Source organism: Acidisoma sp. 7E03, from assembly GCF_054665075.1.
In genome coordinates this window covers 375,886-389,883 of the sequence record NZ_BAAFHE010000003.1, presented here as the reverse complement: position 1 = coordinate 389,883, position 13,998 = coordinate 375,886, and the positions used below count along the sequence as shown (strand labels likewise).

Sequence of the window (13,998 nt, the reverse complement as noted above, 5' to 3'; positions counted from 1 at the left end):
CGTGCGATCAGGCCGCGCGACCGCCGATCGGCGCTGCGATGCGCTCTTCGCTCTGTGCGACGGGGCGTGACGTCACCTCAGCGTAGAGCGCCGCGAGGGCGCGAGCCTGGTCTTCCGCCGGACGCAACACGGGGCGTTTTTCGAGCGGCCCCAGATAGCGGGCGGGGCGCGCGTCGATGTCCCGCAGCGCGGCGCGCAGCGCATCGTCACGATCGACGGGAACGACGAAGCCGCAGGCCGGCGTCACTGGCGCGCCGATGGCCCCCCGATCCGAGGTGACGACCCAGCAGCCTGCCTGCAGCGCTTCTCGGACCACGAGACCGAAGCTCTCCGGCCAGACGGAGGGGGCGAGCAGAACGTCGATATCGCGGTAGAGATCCGCGATATGGGATTGCGGCGTCTTGCCGCGGAAGGTCACCGGGGTGGTGCCCCAGCTGCTCGTCGTTTCCTGCCCCGGCAGCATGGCGTGATCGATCACCAGCAGTTCGAGATGGCGGAACGGCTCGGCGATGAGGGCCGACTGGATCAGGGGATAGCCCTTGTGCAAGCCGATCCCGCCGATATGGGCGAGGCGGACACGGCCCGTGGCGGAGGGGCTGCGCGGATGGAAGGTGATGGGCGGGAGACCGTTTTCGATGACCCGCGGGCGGCGCAGCCCGGCTTTTTCGTGCAAAGCCGCGAAGGGCGCCGAGACGGTCAGGAATTCCGCCGCGCCGTCGATCACCTGGCGCAGCAGCTGCATGCGGGCAAGGCGCCGTGCCCCGTGGCGCGCCGCTTCCTCCAGAGGGTGCCGGTAGTCGTACAGAGTGACCACGCCCGCGTCGTCGACCAGGAATTGCTGATCCGAAATCCACCAGCCGTCGTGGGCGGTGATGACATAGGGAATCTTGCGTTGCAGCGGCACCTCGCAGATCGCGGCCGTCAGGCGCTGCAGACAGTGGAAATGGATGACGTCAGGCTGGAACCGGTCGACGCAGGCGGCGAAGGCGGCGACCATCCCTTCGTCGCGGATGCGGTGGTCGATGGCTGGGTCGTCCGGCGTCGTCACCGATTGAACGGGCACGCCCTGCCACAGGGTGGTCGCGCAACGATAGGGATCGAGGCTGCCCTCGAGGGTGGTGAAGATCTCGATCTCGACATCATCGGGGAAGAGGCGCTGCAGATCGCGGGCATTGTCGCAGACGACGCGGGTGGCGCCGCCCACGGCCTGGGGTGGGAAAAAGACGTTGACGAGGAGCAGACGCTGGCGGCCTTTCCCCGCCACCAGTGCCGCCGGCCGATGGCCGAGGAGTCGGCCGAGGGATTGCGCCATCGCGGGCCGCCCGTAGCCGCGCAGGACGCGTTCCCGTGCCGCTCGGCCGATGCTGCGGCGGAGCTCCGGCTGTGTGACGAGACGGGTTAGCGCCGCGTGCCATTCCTCGGGCGTCGTCGCGAGCAGCCCGGTGCGGCCGGCCTCCACCACCTCGCGATAGGTCTCGGTTGCCGTCACCACGGAGGGAATGGCGAGTAGCGCAGCCTCCAGCCATTTGATCTCGCTCTTGCAGTCGGCGATGAGGCCGGGCTTCAGCACGGCGATCGCGATGTCCGCCGTCGCCATCACCTGCCAGTAGAGGGCGATGTCCCAGATCGGGTCGATGCGGGTGATGCGGCTGCGGAAGGGGGCGAAGCTCGGCGGCAGGGTGAGATAGCCGACGATGACGAGATCGACCTGCGGCTGTTCCTGAAGGACGCGGAGCAGAGCCGGCGCCGCGAATGCGTCGAAATCCTCATTATGAGCCTTCGTGCCGCTGCCGTAGAAAATCTTGACCCGTCCGCCGGATGCCGGCGGCGGTGCCGCGCGCAGCAGCGCCTCATGCGGTTCGTGCAGGGCGTTGCGATGCAGGAAGACCCGCTCCTTGCCCAGGACGGTTGCCATCTGCCGGGCGAGCGCGGGTGTCGAGGCAACGGCGAAATCGCAAAGCGCCATCGCGGCGCGCAACTGCGCCGGCGCGATGACCAGCGTGGCGTAAAGTGAACGTGTGATCTGGCCGCCATAGCTCTCGAAGGAGTCGGGAAAGCGTTTGGCGTCGAACATAAGATCGTCGATCTCGTAGAAGCTGGGCTTGCCGGCCGCGCGCGTGGCGTCGATCGCCTGAACGATATCGGGCGTCGCCGTGACACGATAGAAGATGACGGCGTCGAAGGTACTGAGCCGCCGCAGGAAGGCCTCGGTGTCGCTGTGAAAGTCAAAGATCGCGCTCTCAATACCAAGTGTCTCGAGCTGGGCGCGCTTCTGCTCCACGCGATAGAAGCGACATTGGCTGAGCCCGAGGTCGGCGACGATGGCGACTGAGCGCAGCGGCCGCGTGGGCAGCGTCTCGAGGTGGTCGCGATGCATCGTCAAACAGTCGAGCACGGCCATCGCCTGAGCGATCGCGGCGCGTGCCTCGTTTTCGAAACCGTGCTCCGCATACCACAGCGCTTCGGCACGCAAGGCGTCGTAGCCGCTGCGGCAGATGTCGCGCAAGCGGCGCTGCACGCCGAGGTCTCCCGGCCGTTGCTCGGCGAGCTTGCGGATGGTACCCGCCGCGTCCTGCCAGGCGCGGAGTTCGATCAGGCAGGTCGCGAGGTTGAGATAGGTCCAAATCGTATCCGAACCGGTCGTCATCAGAGCCTGGAACTGTTCCGCTGCGGCATGGAAGTTTCTTTGCCGGAACAGACAGTCGGCGTAGTGGCGGCGCGCGGTGACGTGCGTGGGGTCGGCGCGCAGCGTCGTCTCGTAGAGCCGCTGCGCGATGCCGAGTTGACCGGCGATCGCTTGTAGATCGGCGGCGGCGCGGAAGAGATCGGCATTCTCCTGATACGGTTGGGTCCCGCTGCGCTCTTCGACGATGCCGTGCACGATGCAGTGCTGCAGGAGGCGCCAGGGTCCGACGACGGTATCCGCGAGGTCGGGGTTCATCGCCGCGTAGATCTCGGGGTTGAAGCCGGTGGGGTAGTGGTCCGTCCGGTGCAGCAGCAGCTTGCCGAGAAACCGCGCCGCATTGGGCGGCTCGTCACGCGCGAGCCCGTGGTTCAGCCAATGCCGATAGACGTCTCGATCGTTCAGATCAGCAAGTTCGCGATTGACGTCCCGATAGAAAGCGGCGTCGAACAGCAGATCGAAGCGGATGGGTGCGCCGTCGTCCAGGCCCCGCATGACGAAGTGATGCAGGCATTGCGCGCCGCGGCGGAGGCCGAGCCCGCCATGCGCCACGATGTAATCCGTCGTGCTGAAGGCGGAGAGGATGTCGGTGGCGCCAATTCCGGCGGCGGCCAGAAGCTGCCGCGGTGATTGGAAGAGAGGCGCCGTCCCGGCCAGAGCTTCGGTCCGGAGGTTGAAGCTGTAGGGTGACTCGGCATCCAGATAAAGATCGCGGACGAAGTTGTGATCTTCGGGACGATAGGGGAGCCCGAGATCGCGCCCGATGGCGAGATAGTGCGCTTCGGCGATCATGTCGGCCGTTGCGCTCGGCAGCGCGTGCGGATTGAGGAGATGATACAACAGACCGTCGAAGTCGGGCGGCAGCGAGCGACCTTGACGACGGCAAGCATCGATCACCGCCTGCGCATTGGGAAAGCGATCCTCACCACGGCCGAAGGTTCGCCAATGGGCGGCGGCCTGAGCTGGCGTCAAATCGTGAAGATCGCCGTAGAAGTTGCGATAAAAATCGATGGAAAAGCCGTCATCCTCCTGCCGCGGAGGAGGTGGGCTGGCGGCGGGCGCGCTGCGTGTCGTCTTTCGAGACGGGCGCGCGACATCAAGAGCGGCGCGGGGGGCGGTCGGCTGTTTCTTGCGGTCTTTCAGGCTCATGGATGACCGGGAACTTTCGCATGGGACCGGGTAGCGAACTCAATGGGCCTATCATGCCCATGGCTTGCCCTCTGGGCGCGGCCTGGGCGCGACGATCGATGGACGTTGGCTTCGACGAGGCCCGGTCAGTCCCTCTTAGAAGGGACATGCTAAGATTGTCTTAATTGTTAAGCGGTCAGCCGCCGGTTCCTCGGCGTTTGATTAGAGCATACGTAACGGATTAACAACAAAAAATGTCGTCTTCCGGCATGGCGGCGCATCTCGCGGCGGAACGGCGCGCGCTTGTCCTGCCCGTGCCGTGGCTGCGATGCTGGAAAGGGGCTGAGCGCCTAGTCCAGCGTGCCAGGCAGCGCGATTCCCAGTCGTCCGGCGACGTCCTGAATATACTGCCAGGCGACACGGCCGGAGCGTCCGCCGCGGGTGACGGACCATTCGATGGCGCCGGCGCGCAGCGCATCGCGCTCGATCGGCAAGGCGAGCACATCGGCATAGCCTTCGATCATCGCGAAGAAGGTCGGCTGGTCACAGTTGTGGAAGCCGATCCAGAGGCCGAACCGATCCGACAACGACACCTTTTCTTCCACCGCTTCACCGGGGTTGATCGCCGTCGCGCGCTCATTGTCGATCATGTCGCGCGGCATGAGATGGCGGCGGTTGCTGGTGGCGTAAAAGAGCACGTTGGCGGGGCGCCCCTCGATGCCGCCGTCGAGCACCGATTTGAGCGCCTTGTAGTCCGCATCCTCCCGCTCGAAGGACAGATCGTCGCAGAGGATGACGAACCGTTCCGGGCGTCCCCGCAGCAGGTTGAGCAATTCCGGCAGGGTCTTGAGATCGTCGCGATGGATTTCCACCAGCTTGAAGGGGCTGACGGCGCCCGCCCGGCTCTCCGCTGCAACCGCCCCGTGGGCCGCCTTCACGAGGGAGGACTTGCCCATGCCGCGCGCGCCCCAGAGCATGGCATTGTTGGCCGACAGGCCGCGCGCGAAGCGGCGCGTGTTTTCGAGGATGAGCGCCTTCTGGTGATCCACGCCCTGGATCAGGCCGATGGGCAGCCGCGCGATCTGCGGCACGGGGGTCAGCCTCCGTTCCCCGGGCTGCCACATGAACCCTTCCGCCGCAGTGAGGTCCGGGTCCTGCGCCGGCGGCGGCGCCAAGCGGTCGAGGGCATCGGCGATCCGGGTCAGAAGATCGGTCAGGGCAGCATCCATCGGGCAGATCCGTCGCGCTCGGGTCCAAACAGGGCCGGCAAAGGGAGCGGTTTCCCTTTGAAAAGGATAGGCAAGTTCGGGCAGGGCTGCCCCCGCGCCGTGACAAGGCTTGACGAGGCAGGCGGGCGCCCTATGGTCCGCCCGCATTGGAGCCCACCGGGCGGCGCTTGTCGCTGATGCCGTCAGGTGAAACGGCTCTGCCACACTGTTACGGAACCGGATGCCCGCATGCACCTGATTTCACCGGCCTTCGCCCAGACCGCCGGAGCCAGCTCCGCCCTGGGAGGGATCGCGCAGTTTCTGCCGCTGATCCTGATCTTCGGCGTCTTCTATTTCATTCTGATCCGTCCGCAGCAGCAGAAGCAGAAGCAGCTCAAGGCAAGCCTCGCGGCCATGAAGCGCGGCGACCGCGTCGTCACCTCCGGCGGCATTCTCGGCATCGTCCAGAAGACCAAGGAAGGGTCGGACGAGATCGAGGTCGAGATCGCGCCGAACGTGCGCGTGACCGTGCTGCGCTCCACCATTTCGGCCATCGTGAAGCCGGTCGCGGCCAACGACGTGAAGCCCAGCAGCCCGCCGCCCGCCAAGGCCTCCTGATCGAAGGCTCGGCTTTCGGCCAAAGAAAAAGCCCAGGCGCCGCGGCGCCTGGGCTTTTTTGTGTCTGCGGGCCGATCAGCCGGCGGCGAGTTCAGCCTCGGCGAACTCGTAGTTCGCGAGTTTGTCGAGGTAGTTGGTCACGTAGTCCGGGCGGCGGTTGCGGAAGTCGAGGTAGTAGCTGTGCTCCCACACGTCGAGGCCGAGGAGCGCGCGGCCTTCGCCGGTCGCGAGCGGGTTCGAGCCGTTCGGCGTCTTGGTGACCTTCAGCTTGCCGTCGGCGGCGAGCACGAGCCAAGCCCAGCCGGAGCCGAACTGCGTGGTGGCGGCGGTCTTGAAGGCGTCCTTGAAGGCCTGCACCGACCCGAAATCTTCATTGATCTTGCTCTCGAGCTTGCCCGGCAGCTTGCCACCGGTCGGCGAGAGGTTCTTCCAGAACAGGATGTGGTTCCAGTGCTGGCCGGCATTGTTGAAGACCGGCGCGAGATCGCTCTGGCCGTAGGAGAGCTTCACGATCTCCTCCAGCGACTTGCCCTGCAGCTTCGCGTCCTTCTCGACGAAGCCGTTGAGCGCGGTGACATAAGCCTGGTGATGCTTGCCATGATGCAACTCCAGGGTCTCCTGGCACATGCCGGCCCCGGCCAGGGCCGAGACGTCGTAGGGCAGTGAGGGCAGCTCGAAAGCCATGATGCGCTCCATTGTTCTGGCCATGGGGACGAGGCCGCGATGGACGCACCGCGGCCGCCCCGGTCGCCGGTAACCTTATGCGGGGGGCGGGCAGCGTCAACCCGTCGCAGGGATGGAAGGCGGTGCTCACAACTTCTTGCCATCCACCGTGCCCCGGTCCATCACGCGCCGCATGCTCTCGCCCCTTGGCTCCGCGTTGCGCCGGCATGATCCGGACCGTTTCCTGACTGTGCTTTTCGCGCCCGCGCCTCTGCGGGAGCGGCTGGTGGTGCTCTACGCCTTCAATCACGAGTTGGCCCGCGCGCGTGAGGTGACGAGCCAGAGCTTGCTTGCGCTCATTCGCCTGCAATGGTGGCGCGAGGTGGTGGAGGGGCAGGACAAGCCGGGCGAGGTCTCGACACCGCTGGGGGCCCTGATCCGCGAGGGCGTGCTGGACCGCGCCACGCTGTTGGCCATGATCGAAGCCCGGGAGACCGAGGTCGACGGGGCCATGCCGGATCTCGCCGCCTGGCGACAGTGGCTTCTGGGCGGGGCCGGCAGCCTCGCGGTTGCCGCAGGGCAGGCCCTTGGCGTGACCGAGGCCTCGGTGCTCGAAGGCCTGCGGCTGCGCGGGGCGGCCTATGGCGCCGCCGGTTTGCTGCGGGCCCGTTTCGCGCTCGCGGCGCAGGGCTATGCGCCTTGGCCCGCCGATCTGCTGGCGCAGGCCGGCCTTACGCCAGAAGCGGCGGCGGCCGATCCGCAGGCACCGGCGCTGCAATCCGTGCTCGCATGTCTGCAAGACGAAGGGCGAGCTTGGCTCGCCGATGCGCGGCACAAGCCGCGGCCGTCGCGCGCGGCGGTGGCCGCTGCCTTGCCCGGCATCCTGGCGCGGCGTGATCTGCGAAAACTGCCGGCAGCCCCCCCAGGCCCGCGCGGCTTCGGTGACCGCTTTGCCGTGACCTGGGCGGGCCTTGCCGGCCGGGCTTAACGGCCGCCCGAGACGTCCATCAGAGCCCCGCTTGTATAGGAAGCGGCATCGCTCAGCAGCCAGACGATGGGTTCGGCGATTTCTGCGGGCTGGGCGGCGCGGCCGAAGGGCGTGGTCTCGCCCAGGCGTTGGGCGCGGTCGGGCTGGCCGGTTGTGGCGTGGATCTCCGTATCGGTCAGCCCCGGCCGCACCGCATTCACCCGCACCCCTTCGCGGCCGAGTTCGCGCGCCAGGCCCAGGGCCAGCGTGTCCATGGCGCCTTTGGAGGCTGCATAGTCGATGAACTCGAAGGGCGAGCCGAGGCGGGCGGAGACGGAGGAGACGATGACGATGGAGCCGCCCTTGCCGCCGCGGCTTTTGGACAGGCGCCGGGCGGCTTCCCGGGCGCAGAGGAAGGCGCCGTAGATATTGACGTCGAAGACGCGCTTCAGCCGCTCGGCCGTCATGTCCGCCAGCACGCTGGTATCGGAGGCGATGCCGGCATTGATAACGACGCCGTCGAGCGGGCCGAAGGCCTCCTCGGTCGCCTGAAACATCCCGATGACATCCGCCTCCGCGGCGACATCGCCGCGCAGCGCGACGGCCTGACCTCCGGCAGCCCGTACCCCGGCGACGACCGAGTCGGCGGCCGCCTGGTTTCCTGCGTAATTCACGCCGATCTTCCAGCCCTGCCGCCCTGCCAGCAGACAGGTGGCGGCGCCAATGCCGCGGCTGCCGCCCGTCACCAGGATCGTCTTGCTCATGCTGTCGCCCCATCGAGAAACGGCGTCACGGTGCCGAGAAATCCGGCCGGATCATCCACGTGCAGCCAGTGCCCGGCTTCCGGCAGAACCGCGAACCTCGCTGCCGGAAACAGGGCGCGGATCTCGGGCCTGGCGTCCTCCGGCACGTAGTGGGAGCGGCCGCCCGAGATGAAGAGCGCCGGGCCCTGATATTGGCCGGGCAGGGGCGGCCAGTCTTCGATGAGCGCCATCCCCCCCGCGAGTTCAGGCAGGCCGATGCGCCAGCCATTGGGCTGCGCCGGACCGAGGCGCAGATTGAGCATCAGGAAGGACCGGATCATGGCGTCCGGGATGCGCGGCGCGAGTGCGGCGCTCGCTTCGGCGCGGGTCATGCCCGGGGTGATGTCGAGCGCCAGCATGGCGGCTGCGAGGTCAGCATTCCCATGGACGTAGCGCCGGGGGGCGATGTCGGCGACGACGACACGCTCCACCAGATCCGGCCGGGTGAGCGCGAGCGCCATCGCCACCTTCCCGCCCATCGAATGCCCGAGCAGGCGGCAGTGGGGAACATCGAGGGAGGCGAGGGTCTCCGCCACGTCTTCGGCCAGGGCGGCATAGGATAGGACAGGCCCGTGCGGGCTCTCCCCGTGGTTCCGCAGGTCGAGGCCGAGCACCAGCCGGCCGCCGTCGCCCAGCGCCTTCTGGTGCTGGCCCCAGTTGCGGGCTGAGCCGAAGAGGCCATGAAGCAGCACGACGGGCGGGCGACCGTCGGCTGCCGCGCCGTACCGGATCGCATTCAGCAGCATGCGCCCGTCTCAGCCCCCAACCGTCAGCATGATCTTGCCGATGTGGCTGCGGCCTTCCATCAAGCGGTGGGCCTCGGCCGCCTGGGCGAGCGGAAAGGTGGTTTCGATCACCGGTGCGCAGCGTCCTTCGTCCAGCACGGGCCAGACGCGCTCCCGCAGGCCGCGCGCGATCGCCGCCTTTTCGGCGGCAGTCCGGGGACGGAGCGTCGAGCCCGTGATCGTCAGCCGCTTGGTCATGACGGGCATCAGATCGGCCTCGGTCAACGTCGAACCCTGGAGGAAGGCGATGTAGATCAGCCGTCCGCCCCGCTTCAGGGAGGCGATGTTGCGCGCGAAATAGGGTGCGCCGACGATGTCGAGGATGACGTCGACGCCGCGATGCGCCGTCAGCCGCGCGACTTCCGCGGCGAAATCCACCTCGCTGTAGTCGAAGGCGGCGTGCGCGCCGAGGCGTTCGGCCGCGCGCGCTTTGTCCCGGCTGCCGACGGTGGTGAAGACGACGGCGCCGAATTCGGCCGCGAGCTGGATCGCAGTGATGCCGATGCCGCCGGTGCCGCCATGCACCAGCACGCTCTCTCCCGCATGCAGCCCGCCCATCTGGAAGAGATTGGCCCAGACGGTGAACATGTTCTCTGGCAGAGCGGCGGCCTGCACCGCGGTGTAACCGCTGGGCCATGGCAGCGCCTGGCCGGCGGGCACCGCGCAGTATTCGGCGTAGCCGCCGCCATTGGCGAGGGCGCAGACCAGGTCGCCCACTGACCAGTCGGTGACGTCGGGCGCGACCGCGGCGACCTCTCCGGCGACTTCGAGACCAAGGATGGGGCTCGCATCGGCCGGCGGCGGATAGCTGCCCGCGCGCTGCAGAAGGTCCGGCCGGTTGATCCCGGAGGCGGCCACCCGAATGAGGATCTGCCCCGGTCGCAGCTCGGGCAGGGGTGCCTCGGCAAGCTGCATCACCTCGGGCCCACCGGCGCCCTGGGTCTCGATAACGCGCATGGTTTGCGGCAGGGATGGCATGGCGGCCTCAGTTGGGCTGGACGATGGTGGCACAATAGTTAAGCCCATGGCCTTTCGCCGCCAAGGCCGGCGGATTAGTCATGCGGTGTGCGGGCCGGCGCCAGCCGCCGCCCCGCAGGAGGGAGTGTCAGTGAATGGCCGCTCGTCGGCGCGATCTTCTCGGGGGGCTGGCAGCCGGGCTCGGCCTGGCCAGCGCCGGTCTGGCACCGGCGCCTGCAGCCGGGGCCGGAACGCCGCCCCGCACGCCGGAGCGCAAGACCCTGGTCGTCGGCGCGCTCTTTCCCCTGACGGGGCCGCTGGCCGCCCAGGGGAATGAATGCCTGCGCGGCGTTCAGCTCGCGACCGATCTCTGCAATGCCGGCGGTGGCCTGCTCGGCCGGGACGTGGTGCTCGCGATCGGCGATGCGACCGACCCGGACCGTGCCGTGTCCGAAGCGCGCCGGCTGATTTCGGACAAACAGCCGGTGCTCATCTTTGGGACCGGCGACAGCCTGCTCAGTCTCGGCGCGAGCGAGGCGAGCGAGGGATCGGGCGTGCCCTATTGGGAGCTGACGGGCACGATGCCCGCCATCACCACGCGTGGCTTTCACTATCTCCTGCGCCTCTGCGACACCGCGTCGAGTGTCGCCGACCGCTGCCTCGAAGCGGTGGAGACCATCGTCGCGGCCGGCTTGGACCGCCCGGCCCCGGCGCTCTTCACCGCTTTCCTCTATGCCGACGACAATTCGGGTAGCGCGCTCGACCCTCTGATTGCCGCCGCCGCGCGGCAGCGGCATCTCACCCCGCCGACCAGCATCGCCTACCAACCCGGGGCCGCGGACTTCGGCGCACTGGCCGCGCGCCTTGCGGTGATGAAACCGGATGTATTGATCCATCACGGTCGCGCCGAAGAGGTGGTGCTCCTCTTCACCGCGCTCGCCGCACGCGGCTGGCGGCCGCGGGTGTTGATCGGCGTCTCCGCGGCCTATGGCGCGACCGAGACTGCCGAGATGGTGGGGCCCGGCTTCGAGGGCACGCTCGCCGTGGGTGTCGTACCCTATGCCGTCGACGCCCGACTGGCGCCGGATGCCGAGATGATCGAGACGCTCTACGAGCAGAATTTCGGTGCGAGCCCGCGGTCCGGGCTCAGCTTCTCCCATTTCGCGGGGGCTGGGCTCTGCTTCGACATCCTTCGCCTCGCGAAGACCGCCGACAAAGACAAGGTGTTGGGCGTGGTACGCAGCCTGTCGCTGCAGAACGGGGCTCTGGCCAATGGCTGGGGGGCGCTGTTCGGCCCGGATGGTCAGAACCTGCGGGCCTTTCCCTGCCTGTCGCAGTGGCAGAAGGGCCGCCCGGTCGCTCTGCTGCCCAAGGAAGGCGCCGCGAGCCGCTTCCGCCTGCAGGGCTGAGCGCATCGCGGCGCTTCACGTTCCCGTAAGACGCACCCGCATCCTGTGGAACCGCCTCACATTGCCGCTCGGGCGGCGCTGGAAATGAGGCGCGAACACCCTACCTCCAGATGACAACAACCTGAGGTGTTCGTCATGTTGAAGTGGGCGATCATCTTCGCGATCATTGCCATCATCGCCGGCGCGCTCGGCTTCGGTGGCATCGCCGGCGCGTCCGCTGCGATCGCGAAGTTCCTGTTCTTCATCTTCCTGGTGATCTGCGTCGTCTTCCTGGTGCTGACCTTCACCGCCGCCCGACAGCTCTAGCGGGCATCGCCCGCGACGTTGGACGCCCGAACGCGGCGTGCCGGTGGTCATCCGCCGGCACGCCGTTTTCTTGAGGGCCAGGGCAAAAAAGGCGAGGCAGATGCGAAAGCGACCGTAATTTTCGTCCCGCGGTCTTACTTCTTCCATGAAGTTGTGACCTAAAGAACTGCGGCGCAGCAAATGGCGCCGAGGCGGAATGGACGGCGGCTGGACGGGCGGCGTCTGCATTTCTGTCCGTACCCCCACGGGCATCCTGCTTGCGTGCCCGGAGCGAGAGAGACCGAGGACGGCTCGCACGATGTCGACGCGCTCCCTCCCGAGCCGCAGCCGCCGTGAGCAATGGGGGGCTTGGGTCCTGCACGCGCCTCAGACGCTGCGTGCCCTCGTCCGCGCCGACGAAATCTGGCTCACCGTGCTGGCCGCGGGCATCGGGATCGGTGCCGGCATCGTCGTCGTCGTCATGAACGGCACGATCCAGATCATGCACGAGACGCTGTTCGGCATCCCGCCGGGCAGCCGTCTGAGTGCCGCCTCAGAAATCGCCATTCCCCGCCTGCTGCTGGTTCCCATGCTGGGCGGCCTCGCTCTGGGCCTGTCAGGGCTTGTCCTCGCACGCTGGCGCCCGCGCCGGGCGGTCGACCCGATCGAGGCCAACGCCCTCTACGGCGGCCGCATGTCGCTGGTCGACAGCGTCATCGTCTGCGCGCAGACGCTGGTGTCCTGCGGCGTCGGCGCCTCTGTCGGCTTGGAAGCCGGCTATACCCAGATGGGTTCGGCCATCGCCTCCTGGATCGGCCGGAGCTTTCGCCTGCGCCGGAGCGATCTGCGGCTGATGGTGGGCTGCGGTGCGGCAGGCGCGATCGGTGCCGCCTTCAACGCGCCGATGGCGGGCGCCTTCTACGGCATCGAGCTGGTCATCGGCACCTATACCATCGCCAATCTGGCGCCGGTCGTCGTGGCGTCGATCACCGCAGTCTTCGTCCAGCGGGCGCTGAGCTCCGATATTCAGCCTTTCCACTTGCAGCTGCCCACCGACTATCCGGTGGTGCAATACATCCCGATCCTCGCCCTCGGCATCATCTGCGCCTTGGTCGCCATCGCCGTCATGCGCGGTGTGACCATCCTCGAAGCCTGGTTCCGGCGCAGCCCGCTGCCTGTCTGGAGCCGACCCATGGCCGGCGGTCTCGTCGTCGGCCTCTGCGGCCTGGTGACGCCCATGGTGCTGTCCTCCGGCCACGGCGCCCTGCATGACGGCCTCGGCCTCGACTATCCGCTGCTGCTGGTGCTGACAGCCCTGGTGCTGAAATCACTCGCCTCGGCCATGTCCATCGCCTCCGGCTTCCGCGGCGGCCTGTTCTTCGCGTCCCTCTTTCTCGGCTCGCTCGTGGGGAAGGCCTTTGCCGGTATCCTCGCGCTCTTTGCGGTGGGGCCGGTCATGCCCTCTGTGGTCTATGGGCTGATCGGCATGAGCGCCATGGCGGTTGCCATCATCGGCGGGCCGCTCACCATGTGCTTCCTCGCGCTCGAGAGCACTGGCAGCTTTCCGCTGACCGTCGCCGTGCTGGCCGCCGTCATCGTCTCCTCCCTCACGGCCCGGCGTACCTTCGGCTACTCCTTCGCCACCTGGCGCTTCCATCTGCGGGGCGAGGCGATCCGCAGCGCGGTCGACATCGGCTGGGTCAATACGCTGAGCGTCGGCCGCATGATGCGGCGGGACGTGCGGACGGCGCGCGCCTCCACCACGCTCGAGGCCTTCCGGCGGGAGTTTCCGCTCGGCTCCACCCATCGCGTCGTGCTCGTGGACGACGCTGGCCGCTATGCCGGCATCGTCCAGACCGCCGAAGTCTTCAGCCCGGACATCTCGGCCGAGACGGTGGGGGAACTGCGCCACGTCGATGACACCGTGCTGACACCAGCGATGACGGTGAAGACGGCGATCGCCCTCTTCGCCGAGTCGGAAGCCGATGCTCTGGCGGTGGTCGACAGCCAGGAGACCATGCGCGTCATCGGCCTGCTCACGGAGCAGCATGCGCTTCGCCGTTACTCGGAAGAGCTGGACCGGCGGCGGCGCGAGCTTTCCGGGGAATAGGGTCCGATCTGCGCTGGTTGGGCTTGACCGGAAGGGGTGCGATGGGCCATGTGCGGCCCTCGTTTTGGAAATCAAGCGCTGGTCGAGGGCGCCGGTGCCGCAGGGGCGGCTTACGGTGGTTTGTGGGCGGCGACGGGAATTGGACCTATGGCGAAGTCGAACACCGTTCAGATCAAGCTCCTCTCCACCGCGGAGACGGGCTATTTCTACGTGACCAAGAAGAACACGCGCGCGCAGACGGGCAAGCTGGAATTCAAGAAGTATGATCCGGTGGCCCGCAAGCACGTCGTTTTCCGCGAAGCCAAGATCAAGTAATCCGACGGCGTCCGCATCGGACGCCGTTTGCGAGGCTTGAGAAAACCCCGCGCCGCCCGCGCGGGGT

General features: G+C 67.6%; 12 protein-coding genes. 6 read left to right on the top strand and 6 right to left on the bottom strand.

The window, feature by feature from the left end; all coding sequences use genetic code 11:
* Positions 1–7 precede the first annotated feature (7 nt).
* Positions 8–3,832: a glycosyltransferase gene (locus tag ACYQ6W_RS07165; protein WP_459674448.1), complete on the bottom strand. Its 3,825-nt coding sequence runs from the start codon at positions 3,830–3,832 to the stop codon at positions 8–10.
* A 329-nt stretch (positions 3,833–4,161) separates the two neighbouring features.
* Complete coding sequence (locus ACYQ6W_RS07160; RefSeq protein WP_459674447.1) at positions 4,162–5,040, bottom strand: ATP-binding protein; 879 nt, start codon at positions 5,038–5,040, stop codon at positions 4,162–4,164.
* 228 nt (positions 5,041–5,268) lie between these two features.
* On the opposite strand from ACYQ6W_RS07160, the gene yajC reads away from it, so the two are divergent.
* Positions 5,269–5,637 (top strand): preprotein translocase subunit YajC, encoded by a 369-nt coding sequence (gene yajC / locus ACYQ6W_RS07155; protein WP_459674445.1) that lies wholly within the window; start codon positions 5,269–5,271, stop codon positions 5,635–5,637.
* A 75-nt stretch (positions 5,638–5,712) separates the two neighbouring features.
* Here yajC and ACYQ6W_RS07150 read toward each other — a convergent pair whose 3' ends face one another.
* Complete coding sequence (locus ACYQ6W_RS07150; protein ID WP_459674444.1) at positions 5,713–6,321, bottom strand: superoxide dismutase; 609 nt, start codon at positions 6,319–6,321, stop codon at positions 5,713–5,715.
* Positions 6,322–6,493: 172 nt separating this feature from the next.
* Here ACYQ6W_RS07150 and ACYQ6W_RS07145 point away from each other — a divergent pair, with 172 nt between their 5' ends.
* Positions 6,494–7,288, top strand: coding sequence for a phytoene/squalene synthase family protein (locus ACYQ6W_RS07145; protein ID WP_459674442.1), 795 nt, complete (start codon positions 6,494–6,496; stop codon positions 7,286–7,288).
* Here the strand turns inward: ACYQ6W_RS07145 and ACYQ6W_RS07140 are convergent.
* Genes ACYQ6W_RS07140 through ACYQ6W_RS07130 form a run of 3 tightly spaced genes read right to left on the bottom strand, consistent with a single transcriptional unit; the run spans position 7,285 to position 9,833 of the window.
* The gene (locus tag ACYQ6W_RS07140; protein ID WP_459674441.1) at positions 7,285–8,031 is read right to left on the bottom strand and encodes an SDR family oxidoreductase; all 747 of its coding nucleotides are present in this window, start codon (positions 8,029–8,031) and stop codon (positions 7,285–7,287) included. The genes ACYQ6W_RS07145 and ACYQ6W_RS07140 overlap by 4 nt on opposite strands.
* On the bottom strand, positions 8,028–8,816 hold the full coding sequence (locus ACYQ6W_RS07135; RefSeq protein WP_459674440.1) for an alpha/beta fold hydrolase: 789 nt from the start codon (positions 8,814–8,816) through the stop codon (positions 8,028–8,030). The genes ACYQ6W_RS07140 and ACYQ6W_RS07135 overlap by 4 nt, the downstream gene beginning before the upstream one ends.
* Before the next feature lie 9 nt (positions 8,817–8,825).
* The gene (locus tag ACYQ6W_RS07130; protein WP_459674439.1) at positions 8,826–9,833 is read right to left on the bottom strand and encodes an NAD(P)H-quinone oxidoreductase; all 1,008 of its coding nucleotides are present in this window, start codon (positions 9,831–9,833) and stop codon (positions 8,826–8,828) included.
* Between the two features lie 134 nt (positions 9,834–9,967).
* On the opposite strand from ACYQ6W_RS07130, the gene ACYQ6W_RS07125 reads away from it, so the two are divergent.
* From ACYQ6W_RS07125 to rpmG, 4 genes are all read left to right on the top strand, one after another.
* Complete coding sequence (locus ACYQ6W_RS07125) at positions 9,968–11,221, top strand: ABC transporter substrate-binding protein (protein ID WP_459674438.1); 1,254 nt, start codon at positions 9,968–9,970, stop codon at positions 11,219–11,221.
* Between the two features lie 135 nt (positions 11,222–11,356).
* A complete protein-coding gene (locus ACYQ6W_RS07120) occupies positions 11,357–11,527 on the top strand; it encodes a DUF1328 family protein (protein WP_459674437.1) in 171 nt (56 codons plus the stop codon).
* Positions 11,528–11,825: 298 nt separating this feature from the next.
* On the top strand, positions 11,826–13,616 hold the full coding sequence (locus ACYQ6W_RS07115) for a chloride channel protein (RefSeq protein ID WP_459674436.1): 1,791 nt from the start codon (positions 11,826–11,828) through the stop codon (positions 13,614–13,616).
* A 147-nt stretch (positions 13,617–13,763) separates the two neighbouring features.
* Positions 13,764–13,931 (top strand): 50S ribosomal protein L33, encoded by a 168-nt coding sequence (gene rpmG / locus ACYQ6W_RS07110; protein WP_227306051.1) that lies wholly within the window; start codon positions 13,764–13,766, stop codon positions 13,929–13,931.
* Positions 13,932–13,998 lie beyond the last annotated feature (67 nt).

Excerpts from the sequence above, each read along its gene's own strand:
- ACYQ6W_RS07140 (WP_459674441.1), bottom strand. The coding sequence starts at position 8,031 with ATGAGCAAGACGATCCTGGTGACGGGCGGCAGCCGCGGCATTGGCGCC.
- ACYQ6W_RS07145 (WP_459674442.1), top strand. The coding sequence starts at position 6,494 with ATGCTCTCGCCCCTTGGCTCCGCGTTGCGCCGGCATGATCCGGACCGT.
- ACYQ6W_RS07165 (WP_459674448.1), bottom strand. The coding sequence starts at position 3,832 with ATGAGCCTGAAAGACCGCAAGAAACAGCCGACCGCCCCCCGCGCCGCT.
- rpmG (WP_227306051.1), top strand. The coding sequence starts at position 13,764 with ATGGCGAAGTCGAACACCGTTCAGATCAAGCTCCTCTCCACCGCGGAG.
- ACYQ6W_RS07115 (WP_459674436.1), top strand. The coding sequence starts at position 11,826 with ATGTCGACGCGCTCCCTCCCGAGCCGCAGCCGCCGTGAGCAATGGGGG.
- ACYQ6W_RS07120 (WP_459674437.1), top strand. The coding sequence starts at position 11,357 with ATGTTGAAGTGGGCGATCATCTTCGCGATCATTGCCATCATCGCCGGC.
- yajC (WP_459674445.1), top strand. The coding sequence starts at position 5,269 with ATGCACCTGATTTCACCGGCCTTCGCCCAGACCGCCGGAGCCAGCTCC.
- ACYQ6W_RS07125 (WP_459674438.1), top strand. The coding sequence starts at position 9,968 with ATGGCCGCTCGTCGGCGCGATCTTCTCGGGGGGCTGGCAGCCGGGCTC.
- ACYQ6W_RS07130 (WP_459674439.1), bottom strand. The coding sequence starts at position 9,833 with ATGCCATCCCTGCCGCAAACCATGCGCGTTATCGAGACCCAGGGCGCC.
- ACYQ6W_RS07135 (WP_459674440.1), bottom strand. The coding sequence starts at position 8,816 with ATGCTGCTGAATGCGATCCGGTACGGCGCGGCAGCCGACGGTCGCCCG.
- ACYQ6W_RS07160 (WP_459674447.1), bottom strand. The coding sequence starts at position 5,040 with ATGGATGCTGCCCTGACCGATCTTCTGACCCGGATCGCCGATGCCCTC.
- ACYQ6W_RS07150 (WP_459674444.1), bottom strand. The coding sequence starts at position 6,321 with ATGGCTTTCGAGCTGCCCTCACTGCCCTACGACGTCTCGGCCCTGGCC.